Origin of the sequence: Bacillus sp. Brlt_9 (assembly GCF_051948935.1) — a bacterium.
Taxonomy (GTDB): Bacteria; Bacillota; Bacilli; order Bacillales; family Bacillaceae_G; genus Bacillus_A.
On sequence record NZ_JAYJLO010000001.1, the window covers coordinates 571423 to 586399 of the forward strand.

A 14977-nucleotide genomic window follows, 5' to 3' on the forward strand; every position below is an offset into this window, starting at 1 on the left:
ATAGAAAGGCTTCCATTTACAGAAGCCTTTCTATTTTGAATTATAAAGTGTAAGTAAAAGCTGGAATAGGGTCAACAAATGTATTCCAGTTTTGTTCCATTTCCTTTTCTGTTAATAGACAATCATCTAATGATTGTTCAATTAAAGAACGATTCATATCAATCCCGATAAATACGAGCTCAGTTATTCGATCTCCATATTGCTCGTCCCAGTTTTTCAATACTTCGGGTTCTTCTGTAATAATTTGATTTCTTTCAGTTTCAGGTAATGCCGCTATCCATTCACCGGCTCCTTGAATTGTAATAGAGGAACCTGCTTGAGATAGAAGCCCTATCATATTATTACGAGATGCGAGCCAGAAAAAGCCTTTCGCTCTTACAACATCTACAGGACATTTTTTTAGCCAATTCATAAGGCGTTGAGGATGGAAAGGGGATTTACGACGGTACACAAAGGAATTGATACTATATTCTTCAGTTTCGGGTGTATGATGGTCACTATTTAGTTCTTGCATCCAGCCCGCCGATTGACTCGCTTCCTCATAATTGAATAAATTTGTATTTAAAATTTCTTGCAATGGTACGTTGCTAAATGAAGCTTCAATAATTTTTGCACCTGGATTTAATTTTTGTAATAAATGATGAAGTTCTATCCTATCTTCTTTTTCTATTAAATCAATTTTATTAAGAATAATGACATTCGCAAATTCAATTTGGTCTATTAGTAAATCAATAACTTCTCGAGTATCATTTTCATCGATAGCCTGTTTACGGTCTAATAAACTTTCACCATCTGCAAAGTCATCCCAAAATTTATTTGCATCTACAACGGTAACCATCGTATCGAGGCGACAATTTTTCGTTAAATCGATATGAAGTACTTCGTCAGTATAAGTAAATGTTTGGGCAACTGGAATCGGCTCACTTATACCTGAAGATTCAATAACTATATAGTCAATATCATCGTTTTCAACAAGCCGACTCACTTCTATCATTAAATCTTCTCGTAGTGTACAGCAGATACAACCATTTTGAATTTCTACTAATTTCTCTTCCGTACGTGAAAACCCACCTTTTTTTATAAGCGACGCATCAATGTTTAGTTCACTCATATCATTAACGATAACAGCCACTTTTAAGTTGCTCTTATTAGCCAAAATATGATGTAGTAGAGTGGTTTTTCCAGCTCCTAAAAAACCACTTAATACAGTGATAGGTACTTTTTTCATAAAATGATCTCTCCTTTAAATCGTAATGATTACGTTTTATATTAAGTGATAAAAAAGAAAAAATCAATAATAAATCATAATGATTACGATTTAAGAATAGGAATAAACTATCAAATTTGTGCTGTAGTAGTGTAGGGAATTTGGACAAGTATACGGTCTAATATGAATAAAGTGGGGGGATCATATTGGTTTTTAATAGAGCTTCAAAAGAATTAATAGGAATAGCCCTTATTGCTATTTTTCTTTTTTTATTATTTTTCGTAGATTTTACAAGTTTAGCAAATTTGCATAAAAGTATGCCAAAAGAATGGTTGAATGTGAATACGGTGTTTTTAAGTATTATATTTGAAGCAATACCTTTTATTTTATTAGGGGTAATTGTTTCTTCTCTCATTCAAGTGTTTGTGACGGAAGATATGGTTCAAAAAGTAATGCCGAAATCACAGATTGTTGCAATGATTCCAGCGGTATTTGTCGGAATCATTTTTCCGATGTGTGAATGTGTCATTATACCAATCGTAAGAAGACTTATTCAAAAAGGACTCCCTCTTCATGTTGGAATTGTAATTTTATTGAGTGCACCTATTATGAATCCGATTGTTCTTTTATCTACCGTATATGCATTTCAAAAAAATGAAGTAGTTGTATATGCACGCTTTGGGATAACAATTTGTGCGGCGCTATTAGTAGGGATAATTGTGTGTTATTTCTATCGTGGGAAAAATATTTTAAAAGATATAGAGGATCCGGTTCAGAAAAAAGAAAAAAAGAGCTGGGGGAATGTCGTGAATCACACTGTAGATGAGTTTTTTGATACGGGTAAATATTTGTTGATTGGTGCTTTTTTTGCGAGTGTATTTCAAACATTTTTTGATCGAAATGTACTTGATACAGTGGCGCACAATGAAGTGATTTCCCCAATTATTATGATGGGATTGGGTTATGTTTTATCAATTTGCTCAGCAGCCGATGCATTTATAGCGGCATCTTTTGGACATGTTTTCTCTGTAAAAGCACTTCTCGCATTTCTTGTATTTGGACCTATGCTTGATATGAAAAATACGTTAATGCTATTTGCATATTTTCAAAAGAAATTTGTATTCTTTTTGATTGGAATTATTATTTTATCAGTGTACACAATCGTGCAAATTACAACGTTATAGGAGGTGAGAAACAGTGGGGAAAAAGGAACAGAAGGCCTATCATCGCTATATTCGTGGCATTATTTTAATTGGTTTAGCACTGCTCTTATTTAAACTACTTGTAACAGGGAATATTTATAATTTTATCGCTCCAAAAATGATTAAATTTACGTATATCGCTTTTGTAGTAATTTTACTTCTTGGTTCATTACAAGTTTGGAGAGATGGGAGAGAAAAACAGGATGATTGTAATTGTTGTAAGCATCATACAGCATTAAAATCAGGGATGAAAAGTTTCTTTGTATATGTTTTATTTGTTGTTCCAATTATTAGTGCTTTTTTATTTGGAGGTGTAACAATTGACGGAAGTTTAGCCGGAAAAAGGGGTATGAATCAAAGTGTACAGGCGAGAAGTATAGAAAAGAACGGAAAAGAGGGAATACAGGTAAATCCTGATTGGCAAGAACAAGATGAAACCTCGAATTTAAAAGTGACAGATCAAGTAGAAGAGCAATTAGAAAAAAGTATGTTAGGACAACGAAAAATAAAAGTAGAGGATAAGGATTATATTCAAACAATGAGTATAATTGGCCAAGATGTAAAAGGGTTTAAAGGGAAAGAAATTACATTCTCAGGGTTCATATATAATGATAAGGATGTGACGGGGGATAAAGTGGTAGTGGCGCGATACGGCATAACTTGTTGTATTGCGGATGCATCAGTCTGGGGGATGATTGTTGCAGGGGAAAACGTAAAAAAACTCCCACCGGAAACATGGGTGAAAATAACAGGTTTGTTGGACGAAACGACATATAAAGGAACACTATTTCCACTTGTACAAGTAAGCAAAGTAGAGAAAATCAATACGCCTACAGACCCATATGTATACGATGCTTTACCTCAATGAGAAAGAGTTAATTTTTCATTTTTTTGTGAAATAAAATCATAATTACAATGATAAAAAAATAAAGATAAGAGTAATTTGGTTTGTTAAAAATATGTGTAGAAGGAGAAATGTGATGAGCTGGGTTACTCATAAACCAACATTCGAATTTGATCAATATAGTCCATATATTCGTATGAACTCTGCGTGGGTGGGGCATTTAAACTTCGCTTATGATTTAGTACGATTTGAAAAGCCAGAAATATTAGTTGAGTTAGGTACACATCTAGGAGCTTCTTTTTTTAGTTTTTGCCAAGGGGTAAAAGATGGAGGATTATCTACAAAATGCTTTGCTGTAGATACTTGGGCAGGAGATGAGCATACAGGTCCATACGGAGAAGGTGTTTTTCAAATAGTGAGTAAATTCGTGAGCACGAGTTATCCTCAAATAGGGAATTTAATTCGGTCTACTTTTGACGAGGCTGTGGATCAGTTTCAAGATGGAAAGATAAATTTGTTGCATATTGATGGTTATCATACGTATGAAGCAGTTTCTCATGATTATAAAACGTGGTTACCGAAACTTGCGAATAACGGTATCGTGTTATTTCATGATATTGAGGTGAAAAATCGAAACTTCGGCGTGTATAAATTTTGGGATGAGGTCAAGGCGAAGTACCCTCATTTTCAGTTTGAACATTCATATGGGCTCGGAGTATTATTTCCGAAAGGTTGTAGCGATCAGTTTGTGGAAATACTTAAGAATAAAGAAGAAATACAAAATATGTATAAATAAAAGTGGAGCATGCATCATTTTAATGATGTGTGCTTTTTTTGTGGAGAAAAATGGTAGTCCTTAAAAGGTGAGGATCATAGTAAAAAGTTTTGTAATGACAAATATTAAAAAAGTTATTCTTGGATTGTTTTATATAAAAATGTAACATTTTTTATATTTTCCATTGCGAAAAGTAACATCTACTTTTACAATAGAAAAGGTGTCCAATATATTATACTGGAAAAATAAATCGAAATAATATGAAAATTTTGTTTTGTCTTCGCTAATTGTATGTTACATACATGTAAGACGACATACGTCATGTTATCGACTTGTAAGGAGAGAAAAAAATGAAAAGTGTAAGATTACCATCGATGCTAGAAATCATAGTTCTTTTATTACTATTTCTTGCTGTTGTCTTTTCCTTCCAAACGATTTTTGATCTCCCAATTCAATTAGCGCTATTTATTTCATGGTTTTTAGTAATTGCGCTTGGATTAAGATTAGGATTTCGTTATCAAGAATTGCAAGATGCAATTACGAAAGGGATTTCTAACGGATTAGAAGCAATACTGATTTTAGTTGCAGTAGGTGCTTTAATTGGAACATGGATCGCTGGTGGCGTTGTACCAACATTAATCTATTATGGATTAGAGTTTATTCACCCTAGCATATTCTTACTGGCAACATTAATTATTTGTTCGATAACTTCTATCGCGACAGGAACATCATGGGGAACAGTTGGAACAGCAGGTATTGCCATGATGGCGATTGGTGAAGGACTTGGATTACCACTTCCGCTTGTTGCTGGTGCAGTTCTTTCAGGAGCTTATTTTGGCGACAAACTATCACCACTTTCTGATAGTACAGTTCTGGCAGCTTCTATGGCGAAAGTAGATGTTATTGCTCACGTTCGAGCTATGCTCGTATTAGACGTCCCGGCTTACATTATTACTAGCATTATGTTTACTGTAGCTGGTTGGATGTATGGCGGCGATAATGTAGATTTGAATCGAGTAGAGTTTTTAAAAGAAGCTTTATTAAAGGAATTTGATATTAAAATATGGATGCTTGTTCCGGCGGTCATTGTTATCGCACTATTAGCGATGAAGAAACCATCTATGCCAACAATTGCAATGGGAGCTTTAATTGGTGCGATTTGGGCAACTCTTTTCCAAGGAATGAACTTTGGAGAGGCGATTGGAACAGCGTATAACGGATTCTCAATTCAATCTGGTGTTGAATTTGTGGACAAGTTATTAAACCGTGGTGGAATTAACGGTATGCTTGGATCAGTAGCCGTTATTATTTTCGGTTTAGGATTTGGTGGATTACTTGAAAAACTAGGTGTTTTAAAAGTAATCGTATCAAAATTTGAGAAGAAATTAAATTCTGCAGGTAATGTAACATTGTCTACATTAATCGTGGCATTCTTAGCGAATGTATTCGGTTGTGCGATGTACGTATCACTAATTTTAACACCGAAAATTATGGAAGATAGCTATGATAAATTAAAAATAGACCGACGTGTATTAGCACGTAATTCAGAAGTAGGTGGAACGTTAACTTCAGGTATGGTTCCATGGTCTGACAATGGTATTTTTATGGCTGGTATTTTAGGTGTAGCAACGTTCTCATACGTTCCATTTATGTGGTTAAGCTTCGTATCGTTAATTTTAGCGGTTATTTACGGATATACTGGCAAATTTATTTGGTATGTAGATGACGTTGAAAAAGGAAAGCAAGCATCATAAAAAAAAACTTCTGCGATGGCAGAAGTTTTTTTTTATATACACGAGTGAGAACTCTTATCATTTGAATGAAAGTCTGTTAAAATGAAAAATGTAGGTATTTTATTTTCAAGGGGATGAAAAAATGGAGTACAGAATTGAAAGAGATACAATAGGAGAAATAAAAGTTCCAGCTGATAAATTATGGGCAGCACAAACGCAACGTAGTAAAGAAAACTTCCCGATTGGAACAGAGCAAATGCCGCTTGAAATTGTAAAAGCATTTGCCATTTTAAAGAAGAGTGCAGCGCTTAGTAATCAAAAATTAGGAAAGCTATCAGAAGAAAAAGCAGAAGCAATTGTGGCGGCAGCTGACGAAGTGATTGCGGGGAAGTGGAATGAACATTTTCCACTTGTCGTATGGCAAACAGGTAGTGGTACACAGTCAAACATGAATGTAAATGAAGTCATTGCAAATCGAGGGAATCAAATTTTGAAAGAGAAGGGTAATTAACTGTTACGATTTATTTAACCAATTATAACGAAAGTTAATTAAATATATCAGTAAGCCCTGCTAGTCAAGTGATTGGCTAGTAGTGAGGGTTAACTGCGGGCAATCCCTAAAGCTGATTGAACTACAACGTGGCTAGAAATAGCGAGCGTGAATGTCGCGAAAGCAGAAAAAATCAATCAGATGGTGCAAGGTTAAATCCTAAACATTAGAACAATGGGTCTTCCGCCTCGAATCATCTAAGTCAAAAGTGATAAGATGAACGTTCAACGACTATCTCGTATAACTGACGAGAGTACATCACAAGCCTATGGTGGTGGAAAAATCCTCTATCTTTAAGTAGATAAACATATAGTCTGCGCTCATGTGAAAACATGAGAAGTTCATAAGAGAACTGGCTAAGGAGTTGCGCCCCTAGTTGAACAAGATAAATTTTATTAAATCTATCAAACTTCATTGAAAATATCGAACGTACGTGCTATGTTTGGTTCAATGAGGTGAGAGTAATAATGAAATTTTCACGAGTTAGTCAAGTATCGGAATTAACAGGTTTGTATCCTGGTAGTCTCAGGAGAATGCTGGTGGAACACGCTACGATTCAGAAGAACAAATCTTTCATTAAAGGAGTTACATTCTGATGATATTGGCGAAGAAAGTCAGACTGATTCCAACGCCTGAACAAGAAAAAGTGCTTAGAAACCATGCCGGTGCTGCGAGATTTGCTTATAACTATTGTAAAAGAATGAGTGATAGATACTATAAGCTATTTGGAAAATCTGTTTCACAGTTAGCTTTACAGAAACGATTTACAAAGATCAAGAAGCGAAAGAAATATGAGTGGTTAAAAGACATTAATGCACAAGTTCCCAAACAGGCTTCAAAAGATTTTGATATGGCGAGAAAACATTCGTTCAAAAAGTACAAAAATGGTTATCACACTTCTTATAAATCCAAAAAAGATTTGATTCAAGGATTTTATGCCAATTATGAAAGGCTGATTATAGGAAAGAAAGTCGTTCATATTCAGTCTATTGGAGAAGTGAAAACAAGCCAACAACTACCAAGAAATAAAAAACCATCCAATCCAAGAGTTACCTTTGATGGTCGTCACTGGTGGATGAGTGTAGGGTTCCAAGAAAACTTTGAATCCCAAGAACTAACGAATGAGTCGATTGGTGTGGATGTTGGTTTAAAAGAACTTTTTGTAGCTTCTAATGGTATGAAAGAACGAAATATAAACAAAGATGCTAAGGTTAAAAAACTTTTGAAAAGGAAAAAGTCAGCGCAAAGAGATATGTCTAGGTGATTTAAAAAAGGTGTAAAAATTCAGTCTGCCGGATATAAAAAAGCGAAAACTGAGCACCTGCGGTTATCTAGGAAAATTATGAATATCCGAAATAACCATATCCATCAAGCAACAGCTAAATTGGTGAAAACCAAACCAATGAGGATTGTTGTGGAAGACTTATCTATCTCAAACCTGTTAAAAAACAAAAAACTATCGAAAGCATTTTCATTTCAAAAATTAAACTTCTTCTTTCAATGTTTGTCATACAAGTGTGAGAAGTATGGCATTGCGTATGTAAAAGCTGATAAATGGTTCGCCTCAAGCAAGATTTGTTCATGTTGCGGCGTTAAATACGACCATTCAGTTCAACCAGAAGGACAGTGGAGTTTAAAAATACGTGAGTGGTGTTGTGCTTCATGCAATAGCCATCACGATAGGGATGTAAATGCGTCGATAAATTTATCAAGATGGGTAAAAATAAATGCTTGATAATAGGAGGTAACGATACTGCCTCGTGTGGAGTGTTATACCCCTCGTCCCTTTGGGGCTGCGAGAACACGATGAAGCACTAACTTGTGTAAATTTGATTGAATTGTATAGATTTAGTTAAGTTTATCGTATCGGATCTGACGTACATATTCATCCGAATGATGATGTGAACATGTCTCAAAGTTCAAATGACACATTTCCAACAGCACTTCATGTAGCATGTGTAATTGCAGTAGAAAATCACGTATTACCAGCAATTACGAAATTAAAAGAAACGTTAGCAGAAAAAGTAACTGCATTTGAACATATTATAAAAATTGGTCGTACGCACTTACAAGATGCAACACCTTTAACATTAGGACAAGAAATTAGTGGATGGCATCGTATGCTTGAAAAAACAGAGCGTATGGTTGCAGAGAGCAATACATATATGAAAGAGCTTGCAATTGGTGGTACTGCTGTTGGAACAGGTATTAATGCTCATCCTAAATTTGGTGAGATGGTGTCAGAGGAAATTAGCCAATTTACAGGAAAGCAATTTATTTCTGCACCAAATAAATTCCACGCATTAACGAGCCATGATGAAGCTGTATATACGCATGGTGCATTAAAAGCATTAGCAGCTGATTTAATGAAGATTGCTAATGATGTACGCTGGCTGGCAAGCGGTCCACGTAGTGGTCTAGGAGAAATTATTATTCCAGCAAATGAGCCAGGAAGTTCTATTATGCCAGGTAAAGTAAATCCAACGCAAAGTGAAGCGTTAACGATGGTTGTAGCGCAAGTAATGGGAAATGATGCAACAATCGGATTTGCCGCGAGCCAAGGTAATTTTGAGTTAAACGTATTTAAACCAGTTATTGCATATAATTTCTTACAATCTGCTCATCTATTAGCAGATGCAATTGTTTCATTTAATGATAATTGTGCAATTGGTATTGAAGCAGATGAAGAAGTAATTAAAGAGAATGTGAATCGTTCATTAATGCTTGTTACAGCATTAAATCCGCATATCGGATATGAAAATGCTGCGAAAATTGCGAAGCATGCTCATAAAGAAGGGTTAACGCTAAAAGAAGCAGCACTGCAATCTGGACTACTAACAGAAGAACAATTCGATGAAATTGTCGATCCGAAAAAAATGATTGCTCCGAAAGAATAATAGACAAAGCCAAGATTCTTATGATAGAGTCTTGGCTTCTTTAATATTTATCTCTTCTATTTGTATTACTGTAAGTGCCAAAATATATTATTTGTTAGCAGACATATTCAATACTTTCATATGCGGACAGTTTTCTTTTAAGACTGAAATGAATTTTTCTTCTTCTTGGGGTATAAAAACAGTTACGGAGTCAAATAAATTGTAATGGATTTCTAATTGCTGTCTAGTCCATTTCATTGAATGAAGTTTTTTACCAGAGTATTTAACGTGACGAATGTCTTCAAATGGAATTTCGGTATGAAATATGAAACCGTGTTTTACAATAAGAGATGAAGCAGTTATATGGTAGTGAGAAAAATAGAAGGAAGAAAGATTTATGACATTTAGCAGCATCATGAGAGTGAAAAAAATAGAATTTTCATTTTGGAAGAATAGCGAAATGAAAAAAATTATGATAAATAATGAAATAAAAATGACGTGAAATGGATTTTTTTTCGCTTTAAATTTCAAGTTAGTCACCCCGGTATACGTGTTCTTTAACTAAATTAAATCATAACATCGTGATAAAACGTGTAAATATGCAGAATTGCATATTCCTTCAGCTTATTATTCATGTAAAATTTCTTGATGGGATAAATTCAAAAGAAGTTTTGTAATAGTGGAGTGGCATGAAGTGACTTACAAGAATAGAAAGGTAGCGTTAGTCATAATTAGTTGTATGATGATTATGGGTAGTTGTGTTAATACATTTGTTGAAGATCGAAATCGAAAACATCTATTTGTACAGGTAAGTAAAGCTTTAGTCGAGGTTATAAATAGAATATATAATGGATAAAAGGTATTTCCATATACGGAAATACCTTTTTTGTAGTTAAAATTGAATGTTGAAGTTTTGGAAGGAGTGAATACCGGTTCCGTGTTGAACTAGGTTGTTATCAATTAAATATTGAATAGCGTATTTCACTTCTTTTAGTATAGTAGGTGAGAGACCAAGTGTATGATGTGAACCGTAAATTCGATTAATAGGTGAGAAATTTGTAATTTTGTGTAGAGACCGGACTAAATCTACAGGATTTGTCGATGGATAAAACGCAAAAATTGTGCCCTCATAAAGTAAATCTCCCGTAAATAAAAACTCAGTTTCATAATCGTATAAGCAAATATGTCCAGGTGAGTGACCTGGCGTATGTATAATTTGAACTTTCCTATTTCCGATATCAATCATATCTCCATCTTGTAGTAATTTTGTTGGTGTTCCTTGAAAAGGCTTGAATGTTTCAGGTTGAAATGTTTTAGGTGTAGGTAAAGTGATATCACGAGCGATGTCATGCCTAATTTGAGTAATAGGAAGTCCTTTTATTTTATCCCGTTAATGAGCCAATCTGCTTCTAAAGCATGTACATAGATCTCTTCATATTGTGAGTGACTACCGATATGATCCCAATGGACATGTGTTGTGACAACAGTAATTGGTAAGGTTGTTAGTTGGTCAGTTATACGCTTCAGATTATCGATACCTAGTCCAGTGTCAATAAGGAGTGCGGTAGTATCGCCTACAAGTAACAAGGAATGTACTTTCTCCCAATGTCCGTATTCACTAATTGCATATGTATTTTGGGCAATTTGTTTAACAGTAAACCAAGGGTCGTGCAGAATAGTCATGTTTTGTTTCACATCCTATCGTAATTCATTTATTAAATACATTCGCTTTTTATTGCTTTATGTCCTTTTTAAAGAATATCTAATAGACATTTTTATAAAAGTTTGTAAAATAGGTAAACGAAACATTGAAAAGTTTATTTTAATTATGTTAAGATGATGAAGTAATAGTAAACGTTATTGGAATTTGTTTATTTATTAATAAACAATTTAAAGGAGTGTTTAGTGTGAGTGATATTTCAGAGAAGTTTTGGGACGCTTCGGTTGAGGAATTGAAGAAAGGGTATGTGTTTGAAGAGGAAGCAGAGGAGTATATTTGTTTAGCTTGTGGAGAATCGTTTATTAAGGGCGTAATTTATCAAGATAATCAAGTTTTGTATGAAGCAGAGAAGTTTGTACAATTGCATGTGCAAAATGAACATACGTCTATGTTTGATTATTTATTAGATCTTGATAAGAAATACACTGGTTTAACTGATTTGCAAAAGAAGATGGTTCAGTTTTTCCATATGGGGCTGAATGATAAAGAGATTGTAAAAGAGATGGATGGCGGAAGTACTTCAACCATTCGTAATCATCGATTTACACTTCGAGAGAAAATGAAGCAAGCGAAAGTGTTTTTAGCGTTAATGGAACTGTCGGAAGAAAAATCAAAAGTACAAACGAAATTTGTACCCATTCATAGAACCGCAACGATGGTAGATGATCGCTACAATATTACGGAAGAAGAAAATGAGGAAGTATTAAAAGCACATTTTACAGAAGGATTAGATGGACCACTTTCTAAATTCCCGAAAAAGCAAAAGCGTAAATTAATTATATTACGCCATTTAGTGACGAAGTTTGATAGTAATAAAAAGTACACTGAAAAAGAAGTAAATACTGTCATAGAAAGCGTATACCCGGATTTTGTAACCTTAAGAAGATATTTAATTGAATATGGTTTTTTAGATAGAACAGCTGATGGAAGCCAATATTGGGTGAAGTTATAGTAGTGCGGAAAAGAAAATGAATAGAAGCATATCATTATAACAACTATACAAAGAGATAGAAGTTTAATAAAAGGAGAAATGAAATTTGAAACCACCTACAGATAACAATAAAGAAGGTGCGGAATCACATAAGCTAGAGAGTGAGAGCAAACCAATTTGGAAATCGATGTCCATGTTTTTAGTACCGTTACTATTAAGTAATGTACTACAATCAATTGGACAATTATTCGGTATGGTAGTAGTAGGAAGATGGCTTGGAGTGAATGATTTAGCGGCCATATCCGCATTCTTCCCGTTATTTTTCTTACTCGTTTCATTTGTAATTGGTATTGGTTCAGGTAGTTCGATTTTAATTGGTCAGGCGTTTGGTGCTAAAAACGAAGATCGTTTAAAAGCAATCGTTGGTACGACACTGACATTTACCTTTATTATTGGAGTTGTGTTGGCGATAGTAGGTAGCATGTTTGCGATGGATATTATGCGCCTTATGGGAACGCCAGAAAATATTATTGATATAAGTGTTCATTATGCGCGTATTTTATTTATATCGATGCCAGTCTTATTTTTATATTTTGCATACACAACGTTTATGAGGGGTACAGGAGATTCTAAAACGCCATTTTACTTTTTAATTGTAAGTACAGCGCTAAATATGATCTTATTACCGATTCTTATTTTTGGATGGTTAGGAGCTCCGAAATTAGATGTGTATGGAGCAGCTTATGCTTCTGTTATATCTACAGTTATTACGTTTATTGTCATGTTAGTGTATTTAAAGAAGAAAAATCACCCACTACAATTAGATAGTACGGTGAGGAAATATCTTCGTATGGATGGGGAGTTATTAAAGCTATTGCTACGACTTGGAATTCCAGCGAGTATTAATATGATATTAGTTTCATTATCTGAAATTGCGGTAATCGCGTTTGTAAATCGTTACGGTTCGGATGCAACAGCAGCATATGGCGTCGTGAACCAAGTTGCCAGTTATGTACAAATGCCAGCCGTTAGCCTTGGTATTACAGTTTCTATTTTTGCAGCACAATCAATTGGTGCAAATCAATTTGATCGATTGCAGAAAGTTGTGAAGGCTGGAATTATTATGAACTACGTCATCGGTGGTGTGCTAATATCTCTTATTTACTTGTTCTCAAGAGACATTCTATCACTATTTTTAACGAGTCAAACTACAATTGAAATTGCTCATAGCCTCGTTATGATTACGTTATGGAGTTATTTAATTTTCGGTCATGCACAAATTATTAGTGCGACAATGCGAGCGAGTGGTACAGTATTATGGCCAACTGTTATCGGTGTTGTATCAATTTGGCTTGTTGAAGTACCTGTAGCGTATTACCTTTCTTATCACACAAGTCTTGGTATAGAAGGAATATGGATTGGGTACCCAGCAGCATTTATTGTCAGCTTAATTTTACAGTATGCATATTATAAGCTTTCATGGCAGAAGAAACGAATTACACGATTAGTAAGTTAACTCATGCAAATGTCCCTAAGTTATTATACTTAGGGACATTTTTTGTAAGTGTAGGTTTACAAATAGCTTTTTAAAGTGATATCAAAATGTTGTCTAATGAGTTTGTTATCACTCATATAAAACTCCCACGCTTTTTCAGGTTCACCGATAATTTCAAAAGATTCTTCTGTAATATATAGAGCGCAATTATCCTCTAATGCAATTCCTTCTATATTACCTTGATGATTTTGTAAAAAGGAATGGAAGGCGTTCATTCTATTTAATTGATTATAATGTGGACAAAATCTTTTGTTCACAATCCCCCAGCCATTGCTCTCTATATAACCAGAGCCTTCATAATCTGATCGGATACTAGATGTGAACCAGCACATAGCACCGGCGCTGCATCCCGCAATGAGCGTTCCTTGCTGCAAAGCGAATAATAATTTTTCGTCAAGTTTATGTTCTTTCCATTGTGTAAGCATGTGAATATAGTTCCCGCCACCGAGATAAATTAAATCAGCTGATTGAATCATTTCGTCTATTTCATATGTAGAAGGTGTATCCGCTATAGTACGTAAAATTTGTACTTCACAGTGTAATTGTTTTTCGAACGTGTCTAAAAATAATTTTATATAGCTCTCATCATCATGACTAGCTGTAGGAATGAATAATACTTTTGGGTACAGTTTATTTGTTAATTCTATAAGTCGCTCATTAATAGGCGAGTGATTTGAATCTTGTAAATCACCGCCACCAATGACAGCTAATTTCATAGTAAAGCACCACCTAATCATTTTCGTTATATAAAAATTCGATAGAAGAGAGTTACATTCCTTCTATCATGTAATGAATAAGTAGAAAATGTACCTTCAGTATATTGGAATAGCAATGGTGATGATAGCTAAATGAAAAATGAATTAGAAACAGTTTATTGATATATAATATTTCATACTATTATTTCAAAAAACAGGAAAAATATGTTTAAATTAATATAACGACGTAGTAATTAATATTGAATTAAAAAAGAATTAGAAATAATAGAGATTTGAAAAGTACTTTTTACTTTTAATAGGAACTTATATCGCAATATGGTAAAATTATTTCAATATATTTATTTATTTATTATAGAATGGATAGAGGGAGCGTGAAAGAGTGGATTTTCGATTTGAGTTTGCAGCGAAAGTGAAAGAATACTTAGATGATGAGAAGGATGAAAAAATAATAAAAGATGGACATAGAGATATAATTTTTCACTATTTATATGCGTTAGAGGCTGAAATTGGCGTTGTAAAAAATCCTAACTTTACTTTTTTTACATCAGGAAGACGTTCACATATCGTATTGGAAAATATTGAATTTAAAACAGAGGTAAATGTCAAAAATAACATCATTGAAATTACAAAAATAGTGGATAATGTCGTTATTCCGTTAGATACTATCGTAGCGAAAGATCGGGAATTATTTGCACTTGGGCGTAATGAAACGTTTAGTGTACAAATATTAGAGCAGTATCTCTTTGAGACATTTGGAGAGAAGTTAGGTTTACAATGAATAGGATAGGGTAGTGAATTTTAGTGTATATCATTCGCGTTTGACCTTTCATTTAATTTATACTACAATTCGTAGTGTGAAAGGAGACAT

The 14977-nt window shown here is 34.2% G+C and carries 10 protein-coding genes and 4 pseudogenes; 10 read left to right on the top strand and 4 right to left on the bottom strand.

What is annotated here, in order from left to right; genetic code table 11:
- Nucleotides 1-40: 40 nt before the first annotated feature.
- Nucleotides 41-1228: a GTP-binding protein gene (locus VF726_RS03050; protein WP_440165723.1), complete on the bottom strand. Its 1188-nt coding sequence runs from the start codon at nucleotides 1226-1228 to the stop codon at nucleotides 41-43.
- A gap of 185 nt (nucleotides 1229-1413) precedes the next feature.
- Here VF726_RS03050 and VF726_RS03055 point away from each other — a divergent pair, with 185 nt between their 5' ends.
- The 7 genes and pseudogenes from VF726_RS03055 to VF726_RS03085 all read left to right on the top strand — a co-directional run.
- Complete coding sequence (locus VF726_RS03055) at nucleotides 1414-2391, top strand: permease (protein ID WP_440165725.1); 978 nt, start codon at nucleotides 1414-1416, stop codon at nucleotides 2389-2391.
- Nucleotides 2392-2404: 13 nt separating this feature from the next.
- A complete protein-coding gene (locus VF726_RS03060) occupies nucleotides 2405-3277 on the top strand; it encodes a TIGR03943 family putative permease subunit (RefSeq protein WP_440165727.1) in 873 nt (290 codons plus the stop codon).
- 112 nt (nucleotides 3278-3389) lie between these two features.
- Complete coding sequence (locus VF726_RS03065; RefSeq protein WP_440165730.1) at nucleotides 3390-4049, top strand: class I SAM-dependent methyltransferase; 660 nt, start codon at nucleotides 3390-3392, stop codon at nucleotides 4047-4049.
- Nucleotides 4050-4378: 329 nt separating this feature from the next.
- Nucleotides 4379-5782, top strand: coding sequence for a Na+/H+ antiporter NhaC (nhaC, locus tag VF726_RS03070; RefSeq protein ID WP_440165732.1), 1404 nt, complete (start codon nucleotides 4379-4381; stop codon nucleotides 5780-5782).
- A 121-nt stretch (nucleotides 5783-5903) separates the two neighbouring features.
- Nucleotides 5904-6266, top strand: a pseudogene (locus VF726_RS03075) (lyase family protein); the annotation flags it as partial.
- A 640-nt stretch (nucleotides 6267-6906) separates the two neighbouring features.
- Nucleotides 6907-8046 (top strand): annotated as a pseudogene (locus VF726_RS03080) (RNA-guided endonuclease InsQ/TnpB family protein).
- A gap of 133 nt (nucleotides 8047-8179) precedes the next feature.
- Nucleotides 8180-9208: pseudogene (locus VF726_RS03085) on the top strand (class II fumarate hydratase); the annotation flags it as partial.
- An 87-nt stretch (nucleotides 9209-9295) separates the two neighbouring features.
- Here the strand turns inward: VF726_RS03085 and VF726_RS03090 are convergent.
- Entirely contained in the window at nucleotides 9296-9718 is a 423-nt protein-coding gene (locus tag VF726_RS03090; RefSeq protein ID WP_087958264.1) for a PH domain-containing protein, read from the bottom strand.
- A gap of 361 nt (nucleotides 9719-10079) precedes the next feature.
- Nucleotides 10080-10870, bottom strand: a pseudogene (locus tag VF726_RS03095) (MBL fold metallo-hydrolase).
- Between the two features lie 224 nt (nucleotides 10871-11094).
- Here VF726_RS03095 and VF726_RS03100 point away from each other — a divergent pair.
- Nucleotides 11095-11859 (top strand): DUF2087 domain-containing protein, encoded by a 765-nt coding sequence (locus tag VF726_RS03100; protein WP_440165735.1) that lies wholly within the window; start codon nucleotides 11095-11097, stop codon nucleotides 11857-11859.
- Nucleotides 11860-11944: 85 nt separating this feature from the next.
- The gene (locus VF726_RS03105; protein WP_440165737.1) at nucleotides 11945-13354 is read left to right on the top strand and encodes an MATE family efflux transporter; all 1410 of its coding nucleotides are present in this window, start codon (nucleotides 11945-11947) and stop codon (nucleotides 13352-13354) included.
- 56 nt (nucleotides 13355-13410) lie between these two features.
- On the opposite strand, the gene VF726_RS03110 is transcribed toward VF726_RS03105, so the two are convergent.
- Complete coding sequence (locus tag VF726_RS03110) at nucleotides 13411-14109, bottom strand: peptidase E (RefSeq protein ID WP_440165739.1); 699 nt, start codon at nucleotides 14107-14109, stop codon at nucleotides 13411-13413.
- 379 nt (nucleotides 14110-14488) lie between these two features.
- Between VF726_RS03110 and VF726_RS03115 the strand changes: the two genes are divergently transcribed.
- Nucleotides 14489-14887 carry a DUF3942 family protein gene (locus VF726_RS03115; protein WP_440165741.1) on the top strand — a complete coding sequence of 133 codons (399 nt, stop codon included), beginning with the start codon at nucleotides 14489-14491 and terminating at the stop codon, nucleotides 14885-14887.
- The last annotated feature ends 90 nt before the right edge of the window (nucleotides 14888-14977 follow it).